Below are 22,861 nucleotides of genomic sequence, written 5' to 3' on the forward strand. Positions count from 1 at the left end.
GTCCTGAACATGAGGCATGCAGGGTAAAGCCTGCCCCTAACAGGAGAGTCAACTGCTCAGGCTGCTCTGGGCATATTGGCCTGCACATTCGGCACACCGACGGGCTTGTGGCCACGGTTGGCAGCCATGACAGAGTCGGTCAGTTCGCCGTCAAGTTGCGTGACACCGCGTATCAAGCGGATGTGGTCACCCGCCGCAGCGTTTCGCGTCCGCCCATCCTGCAGGCGTTCCTTGAAGACCTCGATGCCTGCGCCTCCCAGCCCGGCTACGCCTGATTCGCCCCGCTGGTCGGCTCGGGCGCCGTCCAGGAGCAGCTGCGCACCGCCCTGGCAGCGGGTGCCGACCGCGCCATCCTGGCCGTGGCCAAAGGCACTGAAAGCCGTTGTCGACAAAGAGCAGCCGCAGCTGGTTATCCTCGGCAAGCAGGCCATCGACAGTGATGACAACCAGACCGGCCAGATGCTGGCGGCGCTGACCGGCTTCGCCCAAGGCACCTTCGTATCCAAGGTGGAAGGCGCTGGCGACAAGCTGAATGTCACCCGTGAAATCGACGGTGGCCTGCCTGGCGCTGATTGTCACTCTGTTGCCGTTCGCTGAAACAAGGCCAAGGCCATTATGGGGCGCGCGGACATTGGTTATTTACGCCTGGCGGCTTTTGCCAAGTGCTTCCAAGCCATTGAACAACACCATCCCAGCCAGCATCGCAGCCACGAACAGCCCGCCTTGCCAGAACCCGCCGGCCAGCAGCACCAGGGCCGGCCCCGGGCACACCCCGGCCAGCCCCCAGCCGATGCCGAAGATCAGGCTGCCGCCCACCAGCCGTCCGTCAATGTCACGCCGGGCAGGCAACTGCATCGCGCCGCCGAGCAAGGCCACAGCATGTCGACGCGCCCAGGCCATGGGCAGCAGGGCTACACCGATGGCTCCCACCATGACCAGTGCCAGTGACGGGTCCCACTGCCCGGCGAGGTCGAGAAACCCCAGTACCTTGGCAGGATTCGCCATGCCCGACAGCAGCAACCCCATGCCGAACAGCAACCCCGCGATGAATGCGCTGATACGGGTCATTTCATGCTCCTGGGAATAGGTGACGAACCACGAAGACCGTGGCAAAGCCAGCCGCCATGAAGCACAACGTCGCCACTGCCGAGCGCGGGGACAGGCGAGACAGGCCGCACACCCCATGGCCACTGGTGCAGCCACTGCCATACCGGGTACCCAGGCCCACCAGAAGCCCCGCGACCATGAGCAACCAGGGGGCCGTACTGAAATGCACCGGCGGCATCGCCGAGAACGCTCGCCACAACAGTGGCGCCGCAATGATGCCCAGCAGGAACGACAGCTTCTCGCCTCGTCCTTCCCTCTCGCGCTGCAACAGCGAGCCGAGCAGGCCACTGATGCCGGCAATGCGCCCGTTCGCCACCACGAACAGCCCGGCGGCCAGGCCGATCAGTGCCCCACCTGCCAGTGCCGACCACGGTGTGAAGGCAGCCATATCAACATACATCTCAGTGCTCCCTATCGACCTGCAGAATTGAACCGGCTCCATCTTAACGCCGTGCCTGAACCACCGGAACCACCCCATCGCGGCGCCGCTTCTGCCCATGGACAGCCAATGATTGCTGCTAGACTTTGCAGACCTGTTCAGGATTCCATGACGCTGGATTGCCGGTTCAGCTCAGCTGAGTTCCGTTGTTCTTCAGGCCTACCTTCTGCACATGACCTTTGCCGACAAAGGTGCCGATATGTCTGAGTCCAGAAAACAGTCGAGCAAACCGCTACCCGAGATCATTGACGACCTCCGTGAAGACAAGGTGTTTCACTCGCGCAAGGAGCGGCTGGAAGCCGGCAAGCAGTTGCGCGACAGCGTGCCGCGGTCTGCACATGGGGTATGGAAAACCACTTCGAAACACCGCGACCCTGTGCAATTGCTGGAGCAGTCCAACCGTCACCGGCATCCGGAGCTGGTACCGGTGCGTTATGGTCGCATGCTTCGCAGCCCTTTTACCTTCCTGCGCGGCTCGGCAGGCTTGATGGCGCGCGACCTCGCCACACTCCCCTGCACCGGCATCCGTGTTCAGGCCTGCGGCGATTGCCATCTGCTGAACTTCGGCTTGTTCGCCACCCCTGAGCGCAACCTGATCTTTGATATCAACGATTTCGACGAGACGCTGCCTGCCCCGTGGGAGTGGGACATCAAACGGTTGGCGGTAAGTTTTGCCGTCGCGTCCCTGGACAACCGGCTTGACAGCAAGCTAGCCCGGCAGCTCGCCATGGCGTGCGCGCGAGATCGACCTCGCTGTCCGCGGCTTACTCGAAGAAGCCTATGGCCAGGCGCGGGCTTTGCTGGAGCAGCGCCGCAACGACCTGGACGCAGGCGCGCGTCTGTTGCTGGCCAAGGAGACCATCACCCCCGAAGAATTCCCGGCCTCGCAACCGCAGGCCAATGAGCCCGCCACCTATGTGTTGGTCGATGTCAGCAAATGAACCGTCAATCCTGGCCAGGGTACCCGCCATGCTCTCTGTGACACTGATCAACATGCTGGTTGTGATCCTGGTGGTGATCATTCACTACGAATGCCTGCTGCGCCTGAATGACTGGCTACCACAGCTCAAGGTCTGGAGCCGTTTTCGCATCGCGGCGGGTGTATTCGGCGCACTGCTGGCGCACGCCCTGGAGGTGTGGTGCTTTGCCCTGGCCTATTACCTGATGGCGCATGCCCCAGGCTGGGGCACGCTCAGCGGCAATTTCGACGGGAGTTTGCTGGACTGCGTGTATTTTTCCTTCACCACCTATACCACGATAGGCTTCGGCGATATCGCGCCGACCGGCCATCTGAAATACCTCACCGGCCTGCAGGCCTTGACGGGCCTGGTGCTGATCACCTGGACCGCCTCATTCCTGTTCCTCGAAATGCAGAAGTACTGGAAGGCCAAGTAAAAGTCGCAATGGGACACCCCCGCGTTAACAATCACTTTGACCTCGCTGTCGCCTGCCGCTTTGATCCTGATCAAAGTGCCACGATGGTCAGGGCCTAGGCTGATATCAGCAAGACATAATTACAATGCGAGGCAGCCATGAGCCGCGAGGGTGGTGCCAGCGTCCGCTTGCTGCAAACGTTGCCGGGCTCGGGCATCCAGCAATTCGGTGCGCCTGGCCCTTGGCAGCCAGCCATGCAGCGAGGAGATTTCCAAGGCCATGGCATAGCTTCGGTAATGACTGGCACCAATAGCGTCCAGCCCCAGCATTTCCCCCGGCAGGATGAAGCCGCTCACCCGTTCGGTGCCCTCGGTATCGAGCAGAAAATTCTTGATGGCCCCGGAGCGCAGGGCAAATACGTGCTCCATGGGCTCATTGGTCTTGAACAGGTACTCACCCCTCTTCAACGGGCGGTTACGGCGGACGATTCGCTCCAGTTTGTCCACTTCGTCAGCACTGAGGCTGGCGGGCAGGCAAAGGCGGCTCAACGAGCACACAAGGCACTTCACATGGGGCCTTGCCCCCAATTTCCGCAGCGCCCGACATGACCATGCCTCCGCTTTTTTGCAGGTGCTCATCTATTCAAGTTAGTGGCCCCTCTAAAGTTAGCGGTCGGTCCGACCAAGGGTCGGACGCTCGCGTGAAGCAATTGATAACGATCAAGTCAGCGCGGGCCCCGGTGCCGAAACTGGACTTCCTTGTTCATTCGACACAGAGGACATCGCCATGGCGCCTACCGAGACTTCCCGTGTGCACACAACGCCTTCGTTTCCCAAACCTTCGGGTGAATACTGGATCGAAGCCCTTGATAACGGCGTTCACGTGTTGATCAGGCCCTTGCAGGCCCAGGACCGGGAACGCGAAAAAGCCTTCATCGAACGGCTGTCCCCCGAGTCGCGGCATTTCCGCTTCCTGTGCCAGCTCAGAGAGCCCGGTGAGGCCTTGCTCGACCAGTTGATGAAGGTCGATCAGGATCGCCAGGCGGCCTACGTCGCCCTCGCCCACGTGGATGGCGAATTGCAGGAAGTGGGCATTTCCCGCTACGCCACCGCCAGCGGCAAGGATGAGTGCGAATGCGCCGTCACCGTCATGGACAGCTGGCAGCACCATGGTTTGGGGCGCCTGCTGCTCAAGCACCTGACCGACCATGCCCGGGCCAAGGGCTTGCGGCAGATGTATTCGATCGACGCGGCAGCCAACCAGGCGATGCGCGATCTGGCCAAGGCGGCGGGGTTCACCACCGCCGCTGACCCGGATGACCCTAGCCAAGTCATTCACCGGCTCTCCCTGATCTGACCCTGGGCCGCCGCACCCTGACGGGTCAAGGCGCGGCGGCCCGACTATGGAAGTATCCCCATGAACGGCCCTTCGAAGAAATTGATGGAAAAACCAGTTCAACATCGGCCAGCTTTGCCGCAGCGCTTTCGGGCATGACGCGGTGCTTATCGGCATGGCCACCGACCGCGGCCAAGTGGCCGCCGCCGATGACTGTGACGGCGACATGCGGATCAAGGAAATCCGCCCTTCGCGAAGCGACAGCTGGGAGCACCAGTTCCGCCTCGCAGGCGTGCCAGCCTGCCTTAGCGACTGGCGCGATCCACAGCGCAAGGAGCTGCGCCATGTGTTGTCCACGGCGCTGCTCGAACGCGCCATCGGCGTCATCTATCGCCCCGAGAGCGAACGGCTGAGCCACTACTTCGAAGCGGTGCTGGCCGAGCAGTTCGATACGCTGCTCTGGTTCGAGCAGACCCAGCCAGTGACTGCCCTGCCCTTGCCGAAACAACAGCATCTTGAGCCTGAGGACAAAACCTATCCGTTTGGTGTTTGAGAGGTACGAGGCTCGCCGAGCTCAGCAGCGTGCAGCAGCGCCAGCACTTGCTCATCCGACGTCTGCGGGAAATCCTGATACCAGTAACCCACCGAAACCATCCGCTCGGGGACCAGCGGGCACACCAGCTCATCCACTTCACCGTACAGCGCTTCGAGCGTCTCTGGCGGTGCGACCGGGATGGCTACCACGATCCGCGCCGGTGACTGAGCGCGCGCAGCCTGGATAGCTGCCCTCATCGTGGCCCCGGTCGCCAGGCCGTCATCGATGAGAATCACCACCTGGTCCTTGAGTTGCAGGGCTGGCCGCCCTCCCCGGTAGGCCCGCTCGCGCCGGGCCAGCTCCTCGGTTTCCCTGGCAACCACGGCGTCGAACAACGCGGGATCTACCGGATAGGCCCGCAGCATGTCGTCATTGAGGAAAGTGACTCCGCCGCTGGCTATCGCCCCCATGGCGAACTCGGGGTGAAACGGCATGCCGAGCTTGCGCACCACCAGCAGGTCCAGGCGCACGTTCAGGGCGGTCGCGACTTCGTAGGCCACCGGAACACCACCACGCGGCAGTGCGAGCACGATCACGTCGGGCCTGCCAGCGTAGCGGGCCAGTGGCTCGACCAGGCAACGTCCAGCCTGGCTACGGTCGACAAACAAGGTTGGCAAGGCAAGATCATGGGACATGAATACCTCCCGCGCCGCGATGGGCGCCTGTCATTGCAGCATCCGATGAGGTCAGTGAGGGTTTCAAGGCGTGGCTGCACGCCCCTCCTCGGGCAACAGGTCGAACTGCGCGAGGCAACGCTGCTCATCCGCGGGGGTCAGCGCCTTCAGGCCGCTCACCTCCTGCAGGGGCGTTTCGAACAGGGCCAGGCGCAGCACCCCATTGCGCTCCAGAAAGGTCTGAGCCATGCACGTGCACACGGGTTTGCCGACCAGCGCCGCAAGCTTCTCATCCTCGGGTACATCGACCTGGGCCTGCAGGTTGGCCGTGCAATTTTCCACGATCTGCGCCACGGAGCGCCCCGCCAGCCACACAGTGCCAGCACCGAGCAGGATCAGGAGCAGCAACACACTCATCAACCTGTTCGATTCCTGGGTGATTGAACGGAGCAACGCCAGCCTGGCCTGCCAACCCGTCTCCTGGCCATTGAAAATGGCCTTGCCGACCGTGCGTTTGACGCCCCGCTGCACCGCCCACCCCAGCGCCACACTCAACGCCAGCAGGCTCAGGAGCACCGCCGGATCGCGCATGGGCATGCGCCAGCTCGCGCTCAAGGCGCGATAGACGGACGCGGCGACGAGTAAAGCGACGATAGTCACGATCCAACCCAGGCTGCCCCTGGGCCTGTGCAACCAGGCCCGCAGTTTGGCCCTTGCTTGCGTACTCATGATTCACCTCCCGCACCCGGCTAGCGCACAGGGTCGATGGCGACGGTTTCCTGATACTCCGGCACGCAAACCTGCCAGCCAAGTTCGAGACTGATGCGCCGTCGCAAGGTGTCGGCGGCGTGCGGCTCGCCATGAATGACGTAGGTCTGCCGAGGCGGCCGGGTGAACCCGCGCAACCACTCCATGATTTCGTCGGCATCGGCATGCGCGGAAAGATTCTCCATGGCATGCACCTGCGCCCTTATCGGCACATCTTCGCCTTGCAAGCGCACGCTGTGAGCACCGGCGACGATATCGGCCCCCCGCGTGCCGCCGGCCTGAAAGCCCGAGAACAGGATGCTGTTGCGCGGGTTGGGGGCCAGCGCCTTGAGGTGGTGCAGCACCCGGCCACCAGTAGCCATGCCACTGGCGGCAATGATCACCGCAGGTTCGCGCAGCTGGTCAAGGTGCCTGGACTCATCGACCGTTCGCACGATATGCGTGCCATGGCACATGGCGGCGCACTCGGCCGCCGACAGCCGATGTTCGCTGCGGTACTGCTGGTAGAGGGCGGTTGCGTCGGTGGCCATAGGGCTGTTCAGGTAGACCGGGATATCCGGGATCAGCCGGTCGCGCTTGAGCGTGTACAGGTAATACATCAGCAGCTGGGCGCGGCCGACGGCAAACGATGGCACCAGGGTGATGCCATGGCGCAGCAGCGTTTCATTGATGACCTTGGCCAGGTACTGCGCGGTCGATTCGTCAGGGTGCTGGCGATCACCGTACGTCGACTCGATCAAAAGCACGTCCGCCGTCCTGACCAGTTCAGGCGCGCGCATGATCGGGTCCTGAGGGCGGCCCAGGTCACCCGAGAACAGCACGGTCTGGCCTTCGGCACTGATCTGCACCGTTGCCGCGCCCAGGATATGCCCGGCGGTGCGCATCAGCAGCTCCATGCCGTCGGCGATCGGCAACGGCTGATGCAACGCCACGGGGTGCAACAGTGCCAGGGCCCGTTTCGCATCCTGCTCGGTATAGAGCGGGCGCGCTGGCGTGTGCTTGGAGTAGCCGTGGCGGTTGGCATGCTCGGCCTGCTCTTCCTGCAAGCGCGCACTGTCCAACAGCAAGATTTCTGCCAGGGCACAGGTCGCCGGGGTGGCGTAGATTGGCCCGCTGTAGCCCTCACGCGCCAGCACCGGAAGATAACCGCTATGGTCAAGGTGGGCGTGGGTCAGCACCACTGCATCGAGGGCGCGCAGGGCCGGTGGCAGCGGCTCCCAGTTGCGCAGGCGCAATTGCTTGAAGCCCTGGAACAGCCCGCAGTCAACCAGCACGCGCGTGCTGTCGCGGGTCAACAGGAACTTGCTGCCGGTCACGGTGCCTGTACCGCCAAGAAAGGTCAGTTGCATAGCTATGGCTCCCAGGTTTCGGCCACGTCAGGGTGTACTGCGAGGACGCTGCAGGGCGGGTGGCCGACAATTCGCTCGGTGGTATCGCCCAGCAGCTTGTCCAGCCCTTTGGGCTGCACGATGCCCATCACCAGCGCATCGATATCCAGTGCGGCCACCTGCTCGCGGATCACCTGTACCGGCCCGCCTTCCATGAAGTGCCGACGCTCGGGCGCGACGCCCTCGGCGTCTGCCAAGGCGTCGAATGGCTCCTGAAGCGCTTCGCGCATCTCGTCGATCCAGGCCTGGGTCACATTCATGTCCGCGGCAAACACCCCGGCCAGGTTGTAAGCAGACAACAGGTGCAACGGCGCATCACACTGCAGGGCCAGCGCCTGGGCGGCGCGGATGAGCCCACGGTTGAAGTGCTCCTGCACAGCGGGTGTTTCGCTGAACGCGGTATCCACGGCAACCAGAACACACCGGGGCAGCGTGACGGACGACTTCGGCACAAACTGCGTGATGCCCTTGAACCCCCGCATCAAGGCGCAGTCCAGCGGCGTACTGAACAGCCGCGCCAGGGCCGAGGCGGTTTCGCTGTCCTTGATGACCATGTCGGGCTGCAGTTCATTGATGTAGTCGATGGCCATGCTGCGGATATCGTCTGCATTCAGGGTGTCGACCGTCAGCGTGATGCCACTGCCGCGATGCCGTTCGACCAAGGCGGTCAGCCTGGCCCGATAGTGTTCGTACTGGCGCTTGAGGTCGGCTTCATTGAGCCGCTCCTCACGCAGCAAGTGCTCCTCACTCGGTTCGAACAGCCCCAGCACATGCAAGCTGGCGCCACTGACGTGCGCCAGGGCCAGGGCCCTGCGCAGCGCGGCGGAATGCGCATCGACCTCGGTGAGCAGCACCAGCAGTTGTCGGTATTGACCCATGATGAACCTCCGGGCTTGCGCCACTGGGGTGTGATGCAGGCGATGTTCCGCTCACCGCCTCGATGGCGCTTGATGCAGATCAGAAAACTGCCATCTGCGCTGAACTTGACCATTGTCAGAACCGAACCGCTTGGTCACGTTACAACGGCTGCACCAGGCACTGATCAGGTCACCGGGAGGCAGCATGAGCGGGCAGCAAACTGAACAGGCACAAGCCTGTGAGCACTGGGTCGAAACGCTTGACGACGGTTCAGCCGTGCTGATCCGCCCGCTGCGCGAAGAAGACTACGAACGGGACAAGCGCTTCCTGAGCACGATCGCCTACGAAGCCAGGCGCTTTCGCTTCATCGCCGGGCTCAGCGGCGCAATGCCCAGTCTCGACCCACGGTGGATGCCGGTCGATCAGCATCAGCGTACGGCCTATGTCGCACTCGTCCACGTGGACGGCAAGTTGCGCCAGGTGGGCGTCAGCCGCTACGCCAGCATAGCGGGCAGCCTGAGCTGCGAATGCGCGGTGGCGGTCAGCGAAGACTGGCAGCGCAAAGGCCTGGGCAAGCGCCTGTTGCAGCACCTGATCGACGCGGCACGGCGCAATGGCTACCAGTGCATGGTCTCCCGGGACCTGGCGAACAACTACGCCATGCACCGGCTGACCAAGGCGCTGGGTTTCACCTCACGCTACCTGGGGGGCGATGTCAGCGAAATCGTCCACGAGCTGGACCTCAGCGCCTGAGCGACAAGGCCCTGACGGGCCTTGTACGGTTACCCCTGTGAATGCTCGGGCGAGATCACCAGCACACTGCTGGACAACCGGTACATGACACGCTCGGCAGTGCTGCCAATGAACCAGCCGATGCCATGGTGGTGATAACTGCCCATCACCAGCACGTCGATGTCATGGCTGTCCATGAACAATCCCAGGACCTTGGCCGGGTCGCCCATGTGCATGTGGCGGTGCTCGCTGGCGATGCCATTGCGCTCGGCCAGTGCCTGGAAGGCCTCACTCTGGGCTTCGTGAAGGGTCTGGGCGAGGTTGGAGTCGAATACGAACGAATGCTCGCGACTACCGCCGGCGTCCAGGTACATCGACCCCAGGTCGTAGACGTAGAGCAAGTCGATCTGGGCGTTGCACTGCACGGCCAGTTTCAGTGCCTCGCTGATGATCTGGTCATTGAAGCCTTCATACTGGTCTTCGGGCCTGGACAGGTCGACGGCCGCCAGTATCCTGCGCGGCAAGGCGTGGCTGGCTTTGTGTACCAGGTGCAACGGTATGCGCGTATCGCGCAACAACTGGATATCCAGCGACGTGAACATGGCGCGCATCCACCAGGGCTCGTGCTCGAACTCCTTGATCAGCATGGCGAAGGGTTGCTCGCGCAAATGCACCAGGATCTCGTTGAGCGGATGCTGCACCCAGACTACTTCGGTGGTGACCGTGAGGCCAGTACGCCGCATCGGTTGCGCCTGGCTTTCCAGCCACTCGCGGTGCTGCCGCACATAGCCATCGCGCATCACCGCCAGTGCCTGGTCATTGACCAGGCCCGCAGTGGCCAGCCCTTCGACATAGTCGAAAGCGACGATGTGCAAGGCCATGCCCTTGGCCTTGGCCAATGCTGCAGCGCGGTCATAGACCGGGGTTCGGCGCATCAGGGGCGATGCGATCATCAAGAGTCTTTGCGGGTTGTCCATGGCACACCTCTGCGGTTGGGAAGCGTGTTTCGATCATCTGCCCCCGGCGTACGTGCGGCTTGATGTTTGTCAACTCACGCAGCGTACAGACGAACGGCGATTCGGCCCCTGTGCAAACTTGATGCGGATCAATGATTCCTGGCAAATCCGGCGCACGCTGACCCTGGATCAAGAACAATCACGCAATGCCTCGGGAGACGTGCCATCGCGCTCATGAATGCAGCAGTTTTCGTTGAGAAGAACCGTATCGTGGGCGAGGATAAACTCATCTCCGCCCTCGGCCCGCTGTCGGCAGGGACGCCTTCGTTTTGCACTGTCACGCAGTTGTCTTGCTGATGCAGGCTTTGGAGGCTCCGATGAACGTCTACGTCGAGAAAAACACCGAACACAACCGCTGGTGGGTACACCTGGATGACTGCCGGGTAAGCTTCACCTCGTCCGCTGAGGCGGAACAGTTTGTAGAGCGATTGCTTGCCCGCCTCAACGCCCCCCACTCCTTCGACAAGCTGGCCAATTGTCCCCCCCGTAGCGGGCCGGCCGAACGTCGATACGCGAAGGAGTGCTGATGATGTCCGGCCAACTCAAGGTCATGCTGCTCGACCACTCCGAGGCATCGCAGGCGGCAACCCCGATTCACCTGAAACCGCTGTCGACCCTGTGCAGGGATTGCCGCGTCAGCGGCCTGTGCCTGCCCACCGGCTTGCCCCTTCACGACAACAGCTGCCTGGGCGCCCTGATAGGTCCACGCATGCGTATTCGCAGGGGCGCCGCGCTGTTCAATGCCAATGACCCACTCACCATGCTCTATGCGGTGCGCTGCGGCAGCTTCAAGTCCAGCCTCAACACCGTCGAAGGCCAGGGCGTGGTGATCAATTTCTGGATGCCGGGCGACGTGCTCGGCCTCGATGCCATTGCCACCGAGCACCATGTCTGCGACGCCATTGCCCTGGAAGACAGCGAAGTCTGCCCGGTGCCCTACCGCCGCCTGCAAACCCTGGCGCGCGACTTTCCGGTCCTGCAGCAAAGCCTGAACCGCTTGATGAGCCGGGAGATCGTACGTGAACACGAGCGCGTGCTGATGCTGTGCAACCTCACCGCCGAGCAGCGCCTGGCCAGCTTCCTGGTGGGGCTGTCCAGGCGCTTCGTCAGCCGCGGTTACTCTGCCCATGGCTTCATGTTGCGCATGTCCCGCGAGGACATGGCCTCGTACCTGGGCCTGCGCCTGGAAACCGTTTGCCGTTCCGTCGCTCGCCTACGTGCACTGCACATCGTCAGCATGCACGGCAGGCTGGTGGAGATACTCGACATGCCTGCACTGATGGCGCTCCAACAAGGCGGCGGTGACGGCGTAAGCAAGGACAACCCGAAGGCACCATGCTCGACACCGTCAATGTAGGCCATGGCGCGGTGGCCCTGGGTATCGGCATGCTTGTCGGGCTTGAGCGTGAACGCAAGAAAGGCCGAAACGAAGACCACGCAGCCGCCGGGCTCAGAACCTTTGCCATCACCGCCCTGCTGGGCTATGTCAGCATAATGCTGGGGGGCGCGATGCTGGTCGGGGTGGCGAGCCTGGGCCTGGTGCTGATGCTTTGCATGCATTACCGCAAACATGCCGACAAGGACCCGGAAGTCACAAGCGAAATCGCCCTGCTGCTGGTGCTGACTCTGGGCGCGCTGAGCCTCGATCAACCCGAACTCGCCACAGCGGCAGGCGTTGTACTGACCTTGCTGTTAGCGCTGCGCCGTCAGCTGCATCATTTCGTGCTGCAGCAACTGAGCGAGCAGGAACTGCGCGACGGCCTGATGTTACTGACGGTGGCGTTAGTGGTGCTGCCGTTGACGCCGGATCGCTTCGTAGGGCCCTACCAGGTCCTCAACCCACGCACGATCTGCACGCTGGTGGTCTTGCTGATGACCGTCGGCGCCTTGGGCCATATCGCCCTACGGTTGCTGGGCCCCAGGTATGGCCTGCCCTTGAGCGCCATAGCATCGGGCTTTGCCTCCGGCTCGGCGACCATTGCGTTGCTGGCTCACCAGGCCAGGCAACGAGGGACGGCAATCAGGCCTTATGCCGCTGCGGCCGTACTGTCCAACCTCGCAAGCATCAGCCAGTTCGCTCTCGTACTGGGTGTCGTCGACAGGCGCCTGCTGAGCCCGTTCATGGTATCGATCGGGCTTGGCGTCCTGGTTACCATGACGTATGGGCTATTGCTGCTGGCCCCTTGGCGCACAGCCTCGGGCAATGCGACAGCGTATCAAAGCGAGGGAGCCTTCAGCCTCTGGACGGCCCTGATCATCACCCTTGCCCTGACCGGCATCGCACTGCTCTCGGCCTTTCTCCTTCAGCATCTGGGCCAAAACGGTGTGAACATCGCAGCCTTCGTCGCCGGGCTGGGCGATGCCCACGCAGCGACTGCTTCGATGGCCGCGCTGGTCGTCGCTGGCCGGATTGGACTGGCTGATCTTGTCATTCCGGGCATGATGGCGTTGACGGCAAACACGCTAACCAAATGCGTGCTGGCGTTCACCAATGGCGGCTACGGTTTTGCGCGATACGTGATTCCGGCGCAGTTCGTGATACTCAGTGCTATGTGGTTAGGATTGCTCGCATAAGCTGTGCAGGGTGACCAAGGCTTCTAATGGTAGATTAAAAGCTCGCAATGGAATTGATTATCGAACTGCACAGCGCAATGAGTCCCCGCAGGCGCTTACTGCCACCCCAGTTGCCTCAGTCGCTCGCGTGGCACGAGCGCTGGGCAAATGATTTTCAGCAGTATTTCTAAACACCCCACCAGAAAACAGATGGCGACCATGGTCACCCTCCACTTCTTCGCAGCAATGTACGTGGTGCCACCCCAAATGCCTTCCGAAACGCATGACTAAAATGCGAAAAATCCGAAAACCCGAACTCCAGCGCCGCCTGCGAAACACTCCTTACATGCCCACACTCGATCGCCACGCGGCTAGCAGTCAGCCGCTCCTTCCAAATTTCTGCGACTGGCGACTTCTGATGCCGCGCAAACGCCCGGGTCACCGTGCGCGTTGACACATGGTGCGCCAACGCAATCGTTTCGATCGACAGCTCTGGCTCGGTTAAATGCTGCTGAATGTAGTTCATGATCCGCTCATACAAATCCAGCTCTTGATGGGTGGTCTTCAGGTCCTGCAACTCCAGGCTGAGCACCAGTAAATCAATGATGGTGTGGGAGAAGCGCCGGGAGATCCCTTCATCCTGCAGCAGCGCCTCCGAACTGGCCGCCTGAACGATCATTTGCCGCAGCGGGATCACGCCGGGGCGGGCTTCGTCCAGCACCAGTGCGGTGGAATCACCGATCCGGGGCAGGCGTTGAGCGAGCAGTGGGCGGGGAATGCGGATCAGGTGGTTTTCGGTACCACCGAGGCTGAAGCGGAACGGTTGGGTTGCGTCATAAAGAAACAAACTGCCGGCGCTGAGGCTAGCTTTGCGGGTGTGTTGTTCAATTTCGCCGTGGCCGTCGAGGGTGAACCCGAGCCAGATATCGTCGGCGGGGTCGCTGCGCAAATGCTGCTCTGCGCGCACCCAATGGTGCAGCGGCGACGACAGGGTGGTGATGTCCAGGGGGCCAATTCCGTTGACCTGAAGCGCACCCTCGAAATCGCTCTGCGACGAGGGTTTGCTGTCTGCCGACAGGCAATGGCGGCAGACCACTTCTCGCCAGTAGTCAAAGCGGCGAGCGGGTGAAACGGCAAGGGTGGAATACTGGTAGGTCTCAGCCATGATGGCGCTCACCTTGATGCAACAACGGGAGAAAACGGGGCACTGTTACCGTGGGTGGGACAGGCAATAAACACGCCAGCGGCTTGCGTTGGCGCGAGAGTGTCTACTGCTTGATTTCATCTGCGCGGCCCTGTCAACAGCCTCAACGCCCCTCCCCGTTTCGGGGCAAAAGCCCTGATTTGCGTGGTGCGCCGCACCCTCTTGGGTCGTGCTCGAGCGGGTGTTTTGGCGCTGTCTTTTCCAAACAAACGGTTGTCCTTGCGAACAAAGCGGGGCTGGTCAGTCCTGCCTAACTTTGACCTTACGGCAAATCAGCAACCCATGCCGATGAGGTGAGCCCATGCAATTCAAACAACAACAGCAGGTGACCGACGAGTTCAGGTGGCTGCACATGCGTGACCTGGCGCCCGAAGAGTTTTTGTCGTGGCTGCTCGAGTGGGGGGCCTGCACAGTGCGGGCCCGGCTGGCGAGTGCCTCCCGTGAAACTGAGCGTGTGTCTGAACCTAAAACAACAAGGAGCCTGTGATGGAGTCCGCAATCGACAAACACCTCAAGTGCCCGCGCACGTTGTCGCGCCGGGTGCCTGACGATTACCAGCCGCCCTTCCCGATGTGGGTGGGCCGCGCTGATGAGAAGCTGACTCAGGTGGTGATGGCTTACCTGGGCGTGCAATACAGAGGTGGCGGCCAGCGCGAGCAGGCCTTGCAGGCGATGCGTGACATCGTTGCCAGCTTCAGCCTGGCCGACGGCCCGCTGAACCACGACCTGACTCACCACACCGACAGCAGCGGCTACGACAACCTGATGATCGTCGGCTACTGGAAGGACACGGCCGCGTATTGTCGCTGGGTGCGCTCGGCCGAGGTGGAGGGCTGGTGGAGTTCGCCGCAGCGCCTGGATGACGGCCTGGGTTATTACCGCGAGATCTCTGCGCCGCGGGCTGAGCAGTTCGAGACGTTGTATGCGTTTCAAAGCGATTTGCCCGGGGTTGGGGCGGTCATGGACAACATCAGTGGCGAGATCGAAGAGCACGGTTACTGGGGCTCGATGCGTGATCGTTTCCCGGTGTCGCAAACCAGCTGGATGAGCCCCAATGGCGGGCTGCGGGTGGTATCTGGCGACCCGGCCAAGGGCGGTCGGGTGGTGGTGCTCGGCCATGACAATATCGCCTTGATTCGCTCGGGCCAGGACTGGGCAGCGGCTGAGGCGGCGGAGCGTTCTTTGTACCTGGATGAGATCTTGCCGACCCTGCAGGACGGCATGGACTTCTTGCGCGATAACGGCCAGTCGTTGGGCTGTTACAGCAATCGCTTCGTGCGCAATATCGATACCGAAGGCAACTTCCTCGACATGAGTTACAACATCGGGCACTGGCGCTCGGTGGAAAAACTCGAGCGCTGGGCTGAATCACACCCGACTCATTTGCGCATCTTCGTCACCTTCTTCCGAGTGGCGGCGGGGCTTCAGAAGTTGCGGCTGTATCACGAGGTGTCGGTGTCGGATGCAAGCAGCCAGGTGTTCGAATATATCAACTGCCACCCGCACACGGGCATGTTGCGTGACGCGCAAGTAAGCACCAACTAATAACAAACTCCACGTTTAGCCCTGCACCTGCCGTTATTACGGCAGCGGGGCTCTTTTTGCCCGCGTTTGGGCCCACGATAAGGACTTGGTCCATGAAACAGCTCCGTTACCTGATGCTCGCGGCGGCCGCGCCGTGCCTGTCTGCGCAGGCAGTTGAAGTTTCGCCGGGGGATTACGAAATACTGCCGGCGGATAAAACCATTGGCGTGGTCTATTACCAGCATTCCACCACCGACAGTGCCTACGCCCAGGGCCACAAGGCCAGCTCGGACTTCGACCTGACCTCTGACGTCGGCATCCTGCGCTTGCTGCACGTTTACAAATTGACCGATCGACTGACCATCGAGCCGCAGTTTCTGCTGCCGTTCGGCCATGTTTCCAGCGGCGGTGACGCCTCGGCGCTGGGCAGCACCAGCGGTATCGGTGACCTCATCCTGACCGCGCCGCTGAAGTATCGCTTGAACGAGGCCAACGACACGGTCGGCGCCACGGTTTACCTGATCGCCCCGACCGGAAACTACGACCGCAAAGACGCGCTCAACCTGGGCGAGAACCGCTGGAAGGTGGACTTGCAGGCGGCGTATATCAAGCACTTCGGCGAGAAGTGGGCGGTCGATGTGGTCGGTGATGCGATCTGGTACGGCGACAACGACGACTTCACCGCCAACTCGGTACGCCGTGAGCAGGATATGTCCTACGCAGCACAGTTGATGGGGCGCTACATCATCGACCCGGGCACGTCCCTGGCCCTCGGTTTTGGCCATACCTGGGGTGGCGAAACCAAGGTCGACGGCACTTCTCAGGATGACCGAGGCAAGACCACCAACTTCCGCGTCACCGCAACCAGGTTCTTTACCGCTCAGGACCAGCTGCAGATGCAACTGGGTCGAGACCTCGCGGTAGAAAACGGCCCGAAAGAAAACTTCCGCCTGAACCTCAGGTACGTCCGGGTCTTTTAACCGTCTGCACAGCCTCAACTGAAATGGAGCATTTCACCCATGACTGACCAAAACGCCTCTACCGGGCAACAACCTTCGCTTTACACCCGCCTGGGCGGCTACGACGTTATCTACCAGTTCGCTGGCGCGGTATTGCGCAAGACCATGGGGCACCCGGCCATTGGTCATATCTGGGCGCATATGTCCGAGTCGACCTTCCAGAAAGAGCACATCAATTTTGTCGACTTCCTCTCTCAGCACTGGGGCGGCAGCGCCAAGTACCGCGGCCGCGACATGGTCACCGCACACCGTGGCATGGGCCTGAACGAGGTGCATTGGCAAGCCACGCTGGACTGCCTGGAGGAGTGCTACAACGACTACAACCTGGCGCCGGAGCTGCGCGAAGAGGTCAACGCCTTCCTGATCAAGTTCAAGCCGGCGGTGATCGGCAGCCCGTCCTACCGCGACGTGGTGCTGGCCAACCCTGAGATGGACCCGGCCAAGGGCATGAAGAGCGTTGGCGTGGTCTGGCCCGCTCGCGACGAAGCGGCGGCACAGGCCGCGGTGCCCAAGCTCGAGTCGTAACACCGCTCGGCCACCTGGATGAGGCTCAGCACCTGGCGCAGGCAGTCCTTCTCAACCAAGCGAATGTCCTGCTCAACCAAGTGCCGCCCGCGTGCTGGCGCTAGCTTAGTAGCAGGCCCAGCCGCGGCGGGCCTCTCGAACAGCCATCTGCCAGGCCCTGCCCTGGCATCGGAAACAGGACACACCATGGCCATCACCCGCCCGACGCTCGAACAACTGCAGGCCCTCGCCGCGCGCTTGCATCTGCAGCTGACACCCGAGCAAGCCAGCGAATACCTGGCGCTTATGCAGCCCAGTCTGGACGCCTACGACCTGGTCGACGAGCTGCCTGACTTCACCCCGCTAGTGCGCTACGAGCGCACTGCCGGTTATCGCCCGTCCAACCGCGAAAACCCGCTTAACGCCTGGTACTATCGCACCGAGGTGATGGGCGCCAGCTCGGGCAAGCTGCTCGGCAAAACCGTTGCCCTGAAAGACAACATCTCACTGGCCGGCGTGCCGATGATGAACGGCGCGGCGCCGCTGGCCGGCCATGTGCCGGCGTTCGATGCCACCGTGGTTACCCGTTTGCTCGACGCCGGGGTGACCATCCTCGGCAAGGCCACCTGCGAGCACTACTGTCTGTCCGGCGCCAGCCACACTTCGGACCCGGCTCCGGTGCACAACCCACTGCGTCCTGGCTTCAGTACCGGTGGCTCCTCGTCGGGTAGCGCGGCGCTGGTGGCGGCGGGCGAAGTCGACCTGGCGGTGGGCGGCGACCAAGGCGGCTCGGCGCGCATTCCTGCGGCATGGTGCGGCATCTATGGCCTGAAACCGACCTTCGGCCTGGTGCCGTATACCGGCGTGATGGCGGTCGAGGCAACCTTCGACCATGTCGGCCCGATGACCAACAATGTGCGCGACAACGCGCTGATGCTGGAAGTGATGGCCGGCGCCGACGGGCTCGACCCACGCCAGGGCGCGCCTGAAGTCGACGCTTACAGCCACTACCTTGATCGTGGCGTGCGTGGCCTGCGCATCGGCATCCTCAAACAAGGCTTCGAGCTGGCTAACCTCGACCCGCGGGTTGCCGCATCGGTGCGCAGCGCCATCACCCAGTTCGAAGCATTGGGCGCGGTCGCCGAGGAAGTCTCGGTGCCCGAGCACACCCTGGCCGGCACGCTGTGGGGCCCGATCGGCTGCGAAGGCCTGACCATGCAGATGATGCACGGCAACGGCGCAGGCTTTAACTGGAAGGGCCTGTACGACGTCGGCCTGCTCGACAAACAGGTCGGCTGGCGCACCCAGGCCAACGCCCTCTCGCCATCGCTCACGCTGTGCATGCTGGTCGGCCAGTTTGGCCTCGACCACTACCACGGCCGTTACTACGCCAAGGCGCAGAACATCGCCCGCTTCGCCCGCGCCGGTTACGACAAGGCGCTGGAGCGCTTCGACCTGCTGGTGATGCCGACCGTGCCGATCATCGCCCAGCCGCTGCCAGCGGCGGGCTGCTCGATCACCGAGAACGTCTCGCGGGCATTGGAAATGCTCGGCAACACCGCCGCCCAGGACATCACCGGCCACCCGGCCATGTCCATTCCCTGCGGTTTGGTCGACGGCTTGCCCGTTGGGCTGATGCTGGTCGGCAAGCATTACGCCGAGGGCACTATTTACCAGGCAGCGGCGGCATTCGAAGGCGCGGTGGACTGGCGCACGTTGTGAAACAAGCGACAGCCGCTGCGCCCCGGCACCCCAACAACCAGAAAAGCAACATCCTTAAACAACCGTGTTGAACGAGAGGAGTAATCCCATGACGGCACCTTCAACCCCGGGTGAGCGGGCGCGGGCACTGTACGCAGTGCTCAAGAGCAAAGACCTCATCCCAGAGGGCTACATCGAGCAGCTCACCCAGCTGATGGAACACGGCTGGAGCCCGGACAACGGCGCGCGCATCGTCGCCAAGGCCTGGGTTGATCCGGCCTTCCGCGCGCTGCTGCTCAAGGACGGCACCGCCGCCTGCGCCCAATTCGGCTTCACCGGGCCGCAGGGCGAATACATCGTGGCCCTGGAAGACACCCCAACGCTGAAAAACGTGATCGTCTGCAGCCTGTGTTCCTGCACTAACTGGCCGGTGCTGGGCCTGCCGCCCGAGTGGTACAAGGGCTTCGAGTTCCGCGCGCGGCTGGTGCGGGAGGGGCGCACGGTGTTGCGCGAGATGGGCACGGAATTGTCAGAAGACGTGGTGATCAAGGTCTGGGACACCAGCGCTGAAAGCCGTTACCTGGTGCTGCCACAGCGGCCAGCGGGCTCCGAGCACATGAGCGAAGAGCAGCTACGCCAACTGGTCACCAAAGACGTGCTGATCGGCGTCGCCCTGCCGCGCGTCGGCTGAGCTAAGCGCCCCCCTACCCTTGCGGAGTGTTCAAAATGGATGGCTTTCACGATCTCGGCGGTTTCCAGGGCTTTGGCAAAGTGCCCCACCGCATCAACAGCCTCAGCTACAAGCAGGTCTTCAAGCAGGACTGGGAGCACCTGGCCTACAGCCTGATGTTCATTGGCGCCGACCACATGGGCAAGTTCAGCGTCGACGAAATCCGTCACGCCGTGGAGCGCATCGATGTGCGCCAGCATGTAGGCACCGAGTACTATGAGCGCTATGTCATTGCCACCGCCACCCTGCTGGTGGAGACCGGCGTCATCACCCAGGCCGAACTGGATGAGGCCCTTGGCTCGCACTTCAAGCTGGCCAACCCGGCCCATGCCCAGGGTCGTGAAGCGATCACCGGGCGCCCGCCGTTTGAAGTAGGCGACCGGGTCGTCGTGCGTGATGAATACGTCGCCGGGCATGTGCGCATGCCAGCCTACGTGCGCGGCAAGCAGGGCGTGGTACTGCACCGCACCACTGAGCAGTGGCCGTTCCCGGATGCGATTGGCCACGGGGACCGCAGCGCGGCGCATCAACCGACCTACCATGTCGAGTTCCGCGTAAAGGACCTGTGGGGCGATGCCGCCGACGATGGGCTGGTGGTAGTCGACCTGTTCGAAAGCTACCTGGACAAAGTCGACAGCCCGCGAGCGGTGCGCACATGACTGCCGGCGCCCAGGCAGGCCGACTGCCGGTGACGGTCCTTTCCGGCTTCCTCGGCGCAGGCAAGACCACCCTGCTCAACCATATCCTGCGCAACCGCCAAGGCTTGAAAGTGGCGGTGATCGTCAACGACATGAGCGAGGTCAACATTGATGCCGCTGAGGTGCAACGTGATGTAACGCTGCATCGTGGCCAGGACGAGTTGATCGAGATGAGCAACGGCTGCATCTGCTGCACCCTGCGCGCCGACCTGCTCGAGCAAATCAGCGCGCTGGCGCGCCAGCAGCGGTTTGATTATCTGCTGATCGAATCCACCGGCATCTCCGAACCGATGCCGGTCGCCGAGACTTTTGCCTTTCTCGACACCGAGGGTTTCAGCCTCAGCGAACTGGCGAGGCTGGATACCTTGGTCACGGTGGTCGATGCCAGCCAGTTTCAGGCCCTGCTCGACTCATCGGAAACCGTCGAGCGTGCCGACGCTGCTGCGCCCCGCCGCCCGTTGGCTGACCTGCTGATCGAGCAGGTCGAGTACGCCAACGTGATTCTGGTGAACAAGTGCGACCTGATCGACGACGCGCAATACCAGGCAGTGCGGGCGGTGCTGGTCGGGCTCAATCCTGGCGCGCAAATCCTGCCGATGGTCGCCGGCAATGTTGAACCGTCGAGCATCCTCGGCACCCAGTTGTTCGACCTGCCCAGCCTGGCCGCCGCGCCCGGTTGGATGAAGCAGATGGAGGCCCATGACACCCCGGCCGCCGAGTCGGAAACCTACGGCGTGGTCTCATGGGTCTACCGCGAACGCGCCCCGTTTCACCCGCAACGCTTGCTCGAATTTCTCTCCCGCCCCTGGAGCAATGGCCGCCTGCTGCGCAGCAAAGGTTACTTCTGGCTCGCCAGCCGTCACCGCGAAATCGGCCTGCTGGCGCACAGCGGCAAGCAGTTCCAGTGGGACTACGTTGGCCACTGGTGGAACTTCATCGACCCGTCGCAGTGGCCGCAGGACAAGTACCGCCTGCAGGGGATCATGGCCAAGTGGGACAGCATCGTCGGCGATTGCCGGCAAGAACTGGTGTTCATTGGCCAGGACCTCGACACCGCAACGTTACAACGCGAGCTCGACCACTGCCTGTTGAGCGCAGACGAAATCGCTACCGGCCCGTCCGGCTGGCCAGCACTGCCCTGGGCGAACGCCTTTGACAGCCTCGCCTTGTCAGCCAGCCAGGCGCAGCCATTACCGGCTGCTGCCGCTATCCAGTTGGAGATGTAGCATGTTGTTTTTCAATCGCACCAGCCGCCGGGTACTGGCCCCACTCGCCGACCGCCTCGATCAGCCCGACCAGCCGGGCGCACCGTTATCGTCGCGCAACCCGCTGCTGCGGCGCATCCTCACCGGCGTCGAGCAGCTGCTGCAGGAGCGGCGCACGTTCAAGGAGCAGGCTTACGAACTCGCCTCGCAGGTGAGCCAACTGGAACAGCGCCTGGCTGAACGCGACGAACATACGCAGCAGTTGCAAGCACGCTGGACGCTGATCACCGAAGGTGCCGATGAGCTGTTCTGGCTACTGCATTTGAACGCCACAGGCACGCCTGCACCGGGGTGCGCGATGGAGTGGACGGGCTCGGGCCCGATCCAGGCACCGCATCTGTCTGAGCTGGGCCAGTGGCACGAACAGCTGCATCCGGCTGATCGCCATGCCCACCAGCAAGCCCTGGCCCGGCACCTCGCCGACCGCAGTGGGCGCACGCCGTTTGTGCTGGACCTGCGCATGAAATTCACCGCCGGTGGCGATTACCGCTGGTGCCGGGTCAGCGGCAGTTCGCTGCGTGACGCCAACGGCGTTTCCATCGCCACGGCGGGCACCCTGCGGGACATCCACGAGCAACAGCTGCATATCCAGCAGCTGGAGCTGGTTGCCGAACGTTTCGACATCTCCCGCGAGATGCTCCACGATGGCCTGTGGGACATCGAGGTAGTGGCCGGTGATCCGGCCAACCCGAGCAATACGATCTGGTGGTCGTCGCAGATGCGCAGGCTGCTCGGTTGCAGCACCGTCGAAGAATTCCCCAACACCCTGGAAAGCTGGACCTCACGCCTGCACCCAGACGACAGCGCTCGCGCCATCGCAGCGTTTGTCGCCCATGTTGACGATCGCAGTGGCAACACCCCGTTCGATGTCGAGTATCGGCTTCGCCACCAAAGTGGCGTCTACCGCTGGTTCCGCGGCCGCGGGCAAACCCGCCGTGGTCAGGATGGCACGCCGTTGCGGGTAGTAGGGGCTATAACTGATATCCATGCCCGTCATGAAGAATGCACCATCCGCGAGGCGCAGACGCAACAACACCAGCTGATGCAGGAGACCCTCGGAAAACTCACCCACATCGTCGCCACCATCCAGGGCATCGCCAGCCAAACCAACCTGCTGGCCTTGAACGCCGCCATCGAAGCGGCGCGTGCGGGCGAAGCCGGGCGCGGTTTTGCAGTAGTGGCGGACGAGGTGCGCAAGCTCGCGACCCGTACAAGTCAGGCAACCCAGCAAGCGGCGCAGATGATCGACAGCTAACCCTTGCCAGCGTGGGGTTAACGACGAAAATACCCTACGGTACGCAGGCAACAATCCGATCCATATGCCGGATTCGAGAAAATGCTGGGCTGCGGTAACCCTCTTGATGACTGGGATGCGCTGATTGCTGCGGCGAGTAGCGAATGGGGCAACCCCGAAGCAGCCTTTCAAAACACGCTACA

General features: G+C 62.6%; 23 protein-coding genes and 6 pseudogenes. 20 read left to right on the top strand and 9 right to left on the bottom strand.

The features are described 5' to 3' along the window. Window positions 1–287: 287 nt before the first annotated feature. Window positions 288–561, top strand: a pseudogene (locus CAF70_RS03165) (electron transfer flavoprotein subunit beta/FixA family protein); the annotation flags it as partial. A gap of 78 nt (window positions 562–639) precedes the next feature. Here CAF70_RS03165 and CAF70_RS03170 read toward each other — a convergent pair. Then, the gene (locus CAF70_RS03170; RefSeq protein WP_085622579.1) at window positions 640–1,068 is read right to left on the bottom strand and encodes a DUF6691 family protein; all 429 of its coding nucleotides are present in this window, start codon (window positions 1,066–1,068) and stop codon (window positions 640–642) included. A gap of 1 nt (window position 1,069) precedes the next feature. Then, the gene (locus CAF70_RS03175; RefSeq protein WP_085622577.1) at window positions 1,070–1,507 is read right to left on the bottom strand and encodes a YeeE/YedE family protein; all 438 of its coding nucleotides are present in this window, start codon (window positions 1,505–1,507) and stop codon (window positions 1,070–1,072) included. A 481-nt stretch (window positions 1,508–1,988) separates the two neighbouring features. Here CAF70_RS03175 and CAF70_RS27800 point away from each other — a divergent pair. The 3 genes and pseudogenes from CAF70_RS27800 to CAF70_RS03190 all read left to right on the top strand — a co-directional run. Then, window positions 1,989–2,228 (top strand): annotated as a pseudogene (locus CAF70_RS27800) (DUF2252 family protein); the annotation flags it as partial. A gap of 52 nt (window positions 2,229–2,280) precedes the next feature. Next, window positions 2,281–2,487 (top strand): annotated as a pseudogene (locus CAF70_RS03185) (cell division protein FtsH); the annotation flags it as partial. Window positions 2,488–2,515: 28 nt separating this feature from the next. Beyond that, the gene (locus CAF70_RS03190) at window positions 2,516–2,941 is read left to right on the top strand and encodes a potassium channel family protein (protein ID WP_085622573.1); all 426 of its coding nucleotides are present in this window, start codon (window positions 2,516–2,518) and stop codon (window positions 2,939–2,941) included. A 242-nt stretch (window positions 2,942–3,183) separates the two neighbouring features. On the opposite strand, the pseudogene CAF70_RS03195 reads toward CAF70_RS03190, so the two are convergent. Beyond that, a pseudogene (locus tag CAF70_RS03195) lies at window positions 3,184–3,526 on the bottom strand (cyclic nucleotide-binding domain-containing protein); the annotation flags it as partial. A gap of 180 nt (window positions 3,527–3,706) precedes the next feature. Between CAF70_RS03195 and CAF70_RS03200 the strand changes: the two are divergent. Together CAF70_RS03200 and CAF70_RS03205 are read left to right on the top strand one after the other, a co-directional pair. Then, window positions 3,707–4,276: a GNAT family N-acetyltransferase gene (locus CAF70_RS03200; protein WP_085622571.1), complete on the top strand. Its 570-nt coding sequence runs from the start codon at window positions 3,707–3,709 to the stop codon at window positions 4,274–4,276. Window positions 4,277–4,361: 85 nt separating this feature from the next. After that, window positions 4,362–4,808, top strand: a pseudogene (locus tag CAF70_RS03205) (erythromycin esterase family protein); the annotation flags it as partial. Here CAF70_RS03205 and CAF70_RS03210 read toward each other — a convergent pair. The 4 genes from CAF70_RS03210 to CAF70_RS03225 all read right to left on the bottom strand — a co-directional run bounded on the left by CAF70_RS03210 (window position 4,790) and on the right by CAF70_RS03225 (window position 8,498). Continuing rightward, the gene (locus CAF70_RS03210; protein WP_085622569.1) at window positions 4,790–5,485 is read right to left on the bottom strand and encodes a phosphoribosyltransferase; all 696 of its coding nucleotides are present in this window, start codon (window positions 5,483–5,485) and stop codon (window positions 4,790–4,792) included. The pseudogene CAF70_RS03205 and the gene CAF70_RS03210 sit on opposite strands and share 19 nt — an antisense overlap. Before the next feature lie 63 nt (window positions 5,486–5,548). After that, window positions 5,549–6,193 carry a hypothetical protein gene (locus tag CAF70_RS03215; RefSeq protein WP_256573257.1) on the bottom strand — a complete coding sequence of 215 codons (645 nt, stop codon included), beginning with the start codon at window positions 6,191–6,193 and terminating at the stop codon, window positions 5,549–5,551. A gap of 20 nt (window positions 6,194–6,213) precedes the next feature. After that, window positions 6,214–7,581 carry an MBL fold metallo-hydrolase RNA specificity domain-containing protein gene (locus CAF70_RS03220; protein ID WP_085622565.1) on the bottom strand — a complete coding sequence of 456 codons (1,368 nt, stop codon included), beginning with the start codon at window positions 7,579–7,581 and terminating at the stop codon, window positions 6,214–6,216. Window positions 7,582–7,583: 2 nt separating this feature from the next. Continuing rightward, the gene (locus CAF70_RS03225; RefSeq protein WP_085622563.1) at window positions 7,584–8,498 is read right to left on the bottom strand and encodes a universal stress protein; all 915 of its coding nucleotides are present in this window, start codon (window positions 8,496–8,498) and stop codon (window positions 7,584–7,586) included. A 184-nt stretch (window positions 8,499–8,682) separates the two neighbouring features. On the opposite strand from CAF70_RS03225, the gene CAF70_RS03230 reads away from it, so the two are divergent. Continuing rightward, window positions 8,683–9,231: a GNAT family N-acetyltransferase gene (locus CAF70_RS03230; RefSeq protein WP_085622562.1), complete on the top strand. Its 549-nt coding sequence runs from the start codon at window positions 8,683–8,685 to the stop codon at window positions 9,229–9,231. Between the two features lie 29 nt (window positions 9,232–9,260). Here the strand turns inward: CAF70_RS03230 and CAF70_RS03235 are convergent, their stop codons facing one another. Next, window positions 9,261–10,187, bottom strand: a complete 927-nt coding sequence (locus CAF70_RS03235; protein ID WP_085622560.1) for a universal stress protein — start codon at window positions 10,185–10,187, stop codon at window positions 9,261–9,263. Between the two features lie 356 nt (window positions 10,188–10,543). Between CAF70_RS03235 and CAF70_RS03240 the strand changes: the two genes are divergently transcribed. The 3 genes from CAF70_RS03240 to CAF70_RS03250 are packed head-to-tail and all read left to right on the top strand — an operon-like array spanning window position 10,544 to window position 12,800. Further along, window positions 10,544–10,753 carry a hypothetical protein gene (locus CAF70_RS03240; protein ID WP_085622558.1) on the top strand — a complete coding sequence of 70 codons (210 nt, stop codon included), beginning with the start codon at window positions 10,544–10,546 and terminating at the stop codon, window positions 10,751–10,753. A gap of 2 nt (window positions 10,754–10,755) precedes the next feature. Then, window positions 10,756–11,583, top strand: a complete 828-nt coding sequence (locus CAF70_RS03245) for a helix-turn-helix domain-containing protein (RefSeq protein WP_085622708.1) — start codon at window positions 10,756–10,758, stop codon at window positions 11,581–11,583. Beyond that, window positions 11,562–12,800, top strand: coding sequence for a DUF4010 domain-containing protein (locus CAF70_RS03250; protein ID WP_085622556.1), 1,239 nt, complete (start codon window positions 11,562–11,564; stop codon window positions 12,798–12,800). The genes CAF70_RS03245 and CAF70_RS03250 overlap by 22 nt, the downstream gene beginning before the upstream one ends. 202 nt (window positions 12,801–13,002) lie before the next feature. On the opposite strand, the gene CAF70_RS03255 is transcribed toward CAF70_RS03250, so the two are convergent. After that, entirely contained in the window at window positions 13,003–13,944 is a 942-nt protein-coding gene (locus CAF70_RS03255; RefSeq protein WP_085622554.1) for a helix-turn-helix domain-containing protein, read from the bottom strand. Window positions 13,945–14,284: 340 nt separating this feature from the next. On the opposite strand from CAF70_RS03255, the gene CAF70_RS03260 reads away from it, so the two are divergent. The 10 genes and pseudogenes from CAF70_RS03260 to CAF70_RS27815 form a co-directional block, all read left to right on the top strand. Further along, window positions 14,285–14,470 carry a hypothetical protein gene (locus CAF70_RS03260; RefSeq protein ID WP_085622552.1) on the top strand — a complete coding sequence of 62 codons (186 nt, stop codon included), beginning with the start codon at window positions 14,285–14,287 and terminating at the stop codon, window positions 14,468–14,470. Further along, window positions 14,470–15,528 carry a phenylacetaldoxime dehydratase family protein gene (locus CAF70_RS03265; RefSeq protein ID WP_085622550.1) on the top strand — a complete coding sequence of 353 codons (1,059 nt, stop codon included), beginning with the start codon at window positions 14,470–14,472 and terminating at the stop codon, window positions 15,526–15,528. Before CAF70_RS03260 ends, CAF70_RS03265 begins: the two co-directional genes overlap by 1 nt. Before the next feature lie 92 nt (window positions 15,529–15,620). Further along, window positions 15,621–16,487: a transporter gene (locus tag CAF70_RS03270; RefSeq protein WP_085622548.1), complete on the top strand. Its 867-nt coding sequence runs from the start codon at window positions 15,621–15,623 to the stop codon at window positions 16,485–16,487. A gap of 39 nt (window positions 16,488–16,526) precedes the next feature. Beyond that, on the top strand, window positions 16,527–17,051 hold the full coding sequence (locus CAF70_RS03275; protein ID WP_085622546.1) for a group 1 truncated hemoglobin: 525 nt from the start codon (window positions 16,527–16,529) through the stop codon (window positions 17,049–17,051). A 186-nt stretch (window positions 17,052–17,237) separates the two neighbouring features. After that, window positions 17,238–18,752, top strand: a complete 1,515-nt coding sequence (locus tag CAF70_RS03280) for an amidase (RefSeq protein WP_085622544.1) — start codon at window positions 17,238–17,240, stop codon at window positions 18,750–18,752. An 88-nt stretch (window positions 18,753–18,840) separates the two neighbouring features. Then, window positions 18,841–19,422 carry a nitrile hydratase subunit alpha gene (gene nthA / locus CAF70_RS03285; protein ID WP_085622542.1) on the top strand — a complete coding sequence of 194 codons (582 nt, stop codon included), beginning with the start codon at window positions 18,841–18,843 and terminating at the stop codon, window positions 19,420–19,422. 35 nt (window positions 19,423–19,457) lie between these two features. Further along, the gene (nthB, locus tag CAF70_RS03290; protein WP_085622540.1) at window positions 19,458–20,120 is read left to right on the top strand and encodes a nitrile hydratase subunit beta; all 663 of its coding nucleotides are present in this window, start codon (window positions 19,458–19,460) and stop codon (window positions 20,118–20,120) included. Further along, the gene (locus CAF70_RS03295; protein ID WP_085622538.1) at window positions 20,117–21,385 is read left to right on the top strand and encodes a GTP-binding protein; all 1,269 of its coding nucleotides are present in this window, start codon (window positions 20,117–20,119) and stop codon (window positions 21,383–21,385) included. The genes nthB and CAF70_RS03295 overlap by 4 nt, the downstream gene beginning before the upstream one ends. 1 nt (window position 21,386) lies before the next feature. Then, window positions 21,387–22,679: a PAS domain-containing protein gene (locus tag CAF70_RS28025; RefSeq protein WP_085622536.1), complete on the top strand. Its 1,293-nt coding sequence runs from the start codon at window positions 21,387–21,389 to the stop codon at window positions 22,677–22,679. 16 nt (window positions 22,680–22,695) lie between these two features. Then, a pseudogene (locus CAF70_RS27815) lies at window positions 22,696–22,826 on the top strand (type II toxin-antitoxin system YhaV family toxin); the annotation flags it as partial. Between the last annotated feature and the right edge of the window lie 35 nt (window positions 22,827–22,861).

Source organism: Pseudomonas sp. B19(2017), assembly GCF_002113165.1.
GTDB lineage: Bacteria > Pseudomonadota > Gammaproteobacteria > Pseudomonadales > Pseudomonadaceae > Aquipseudomonas.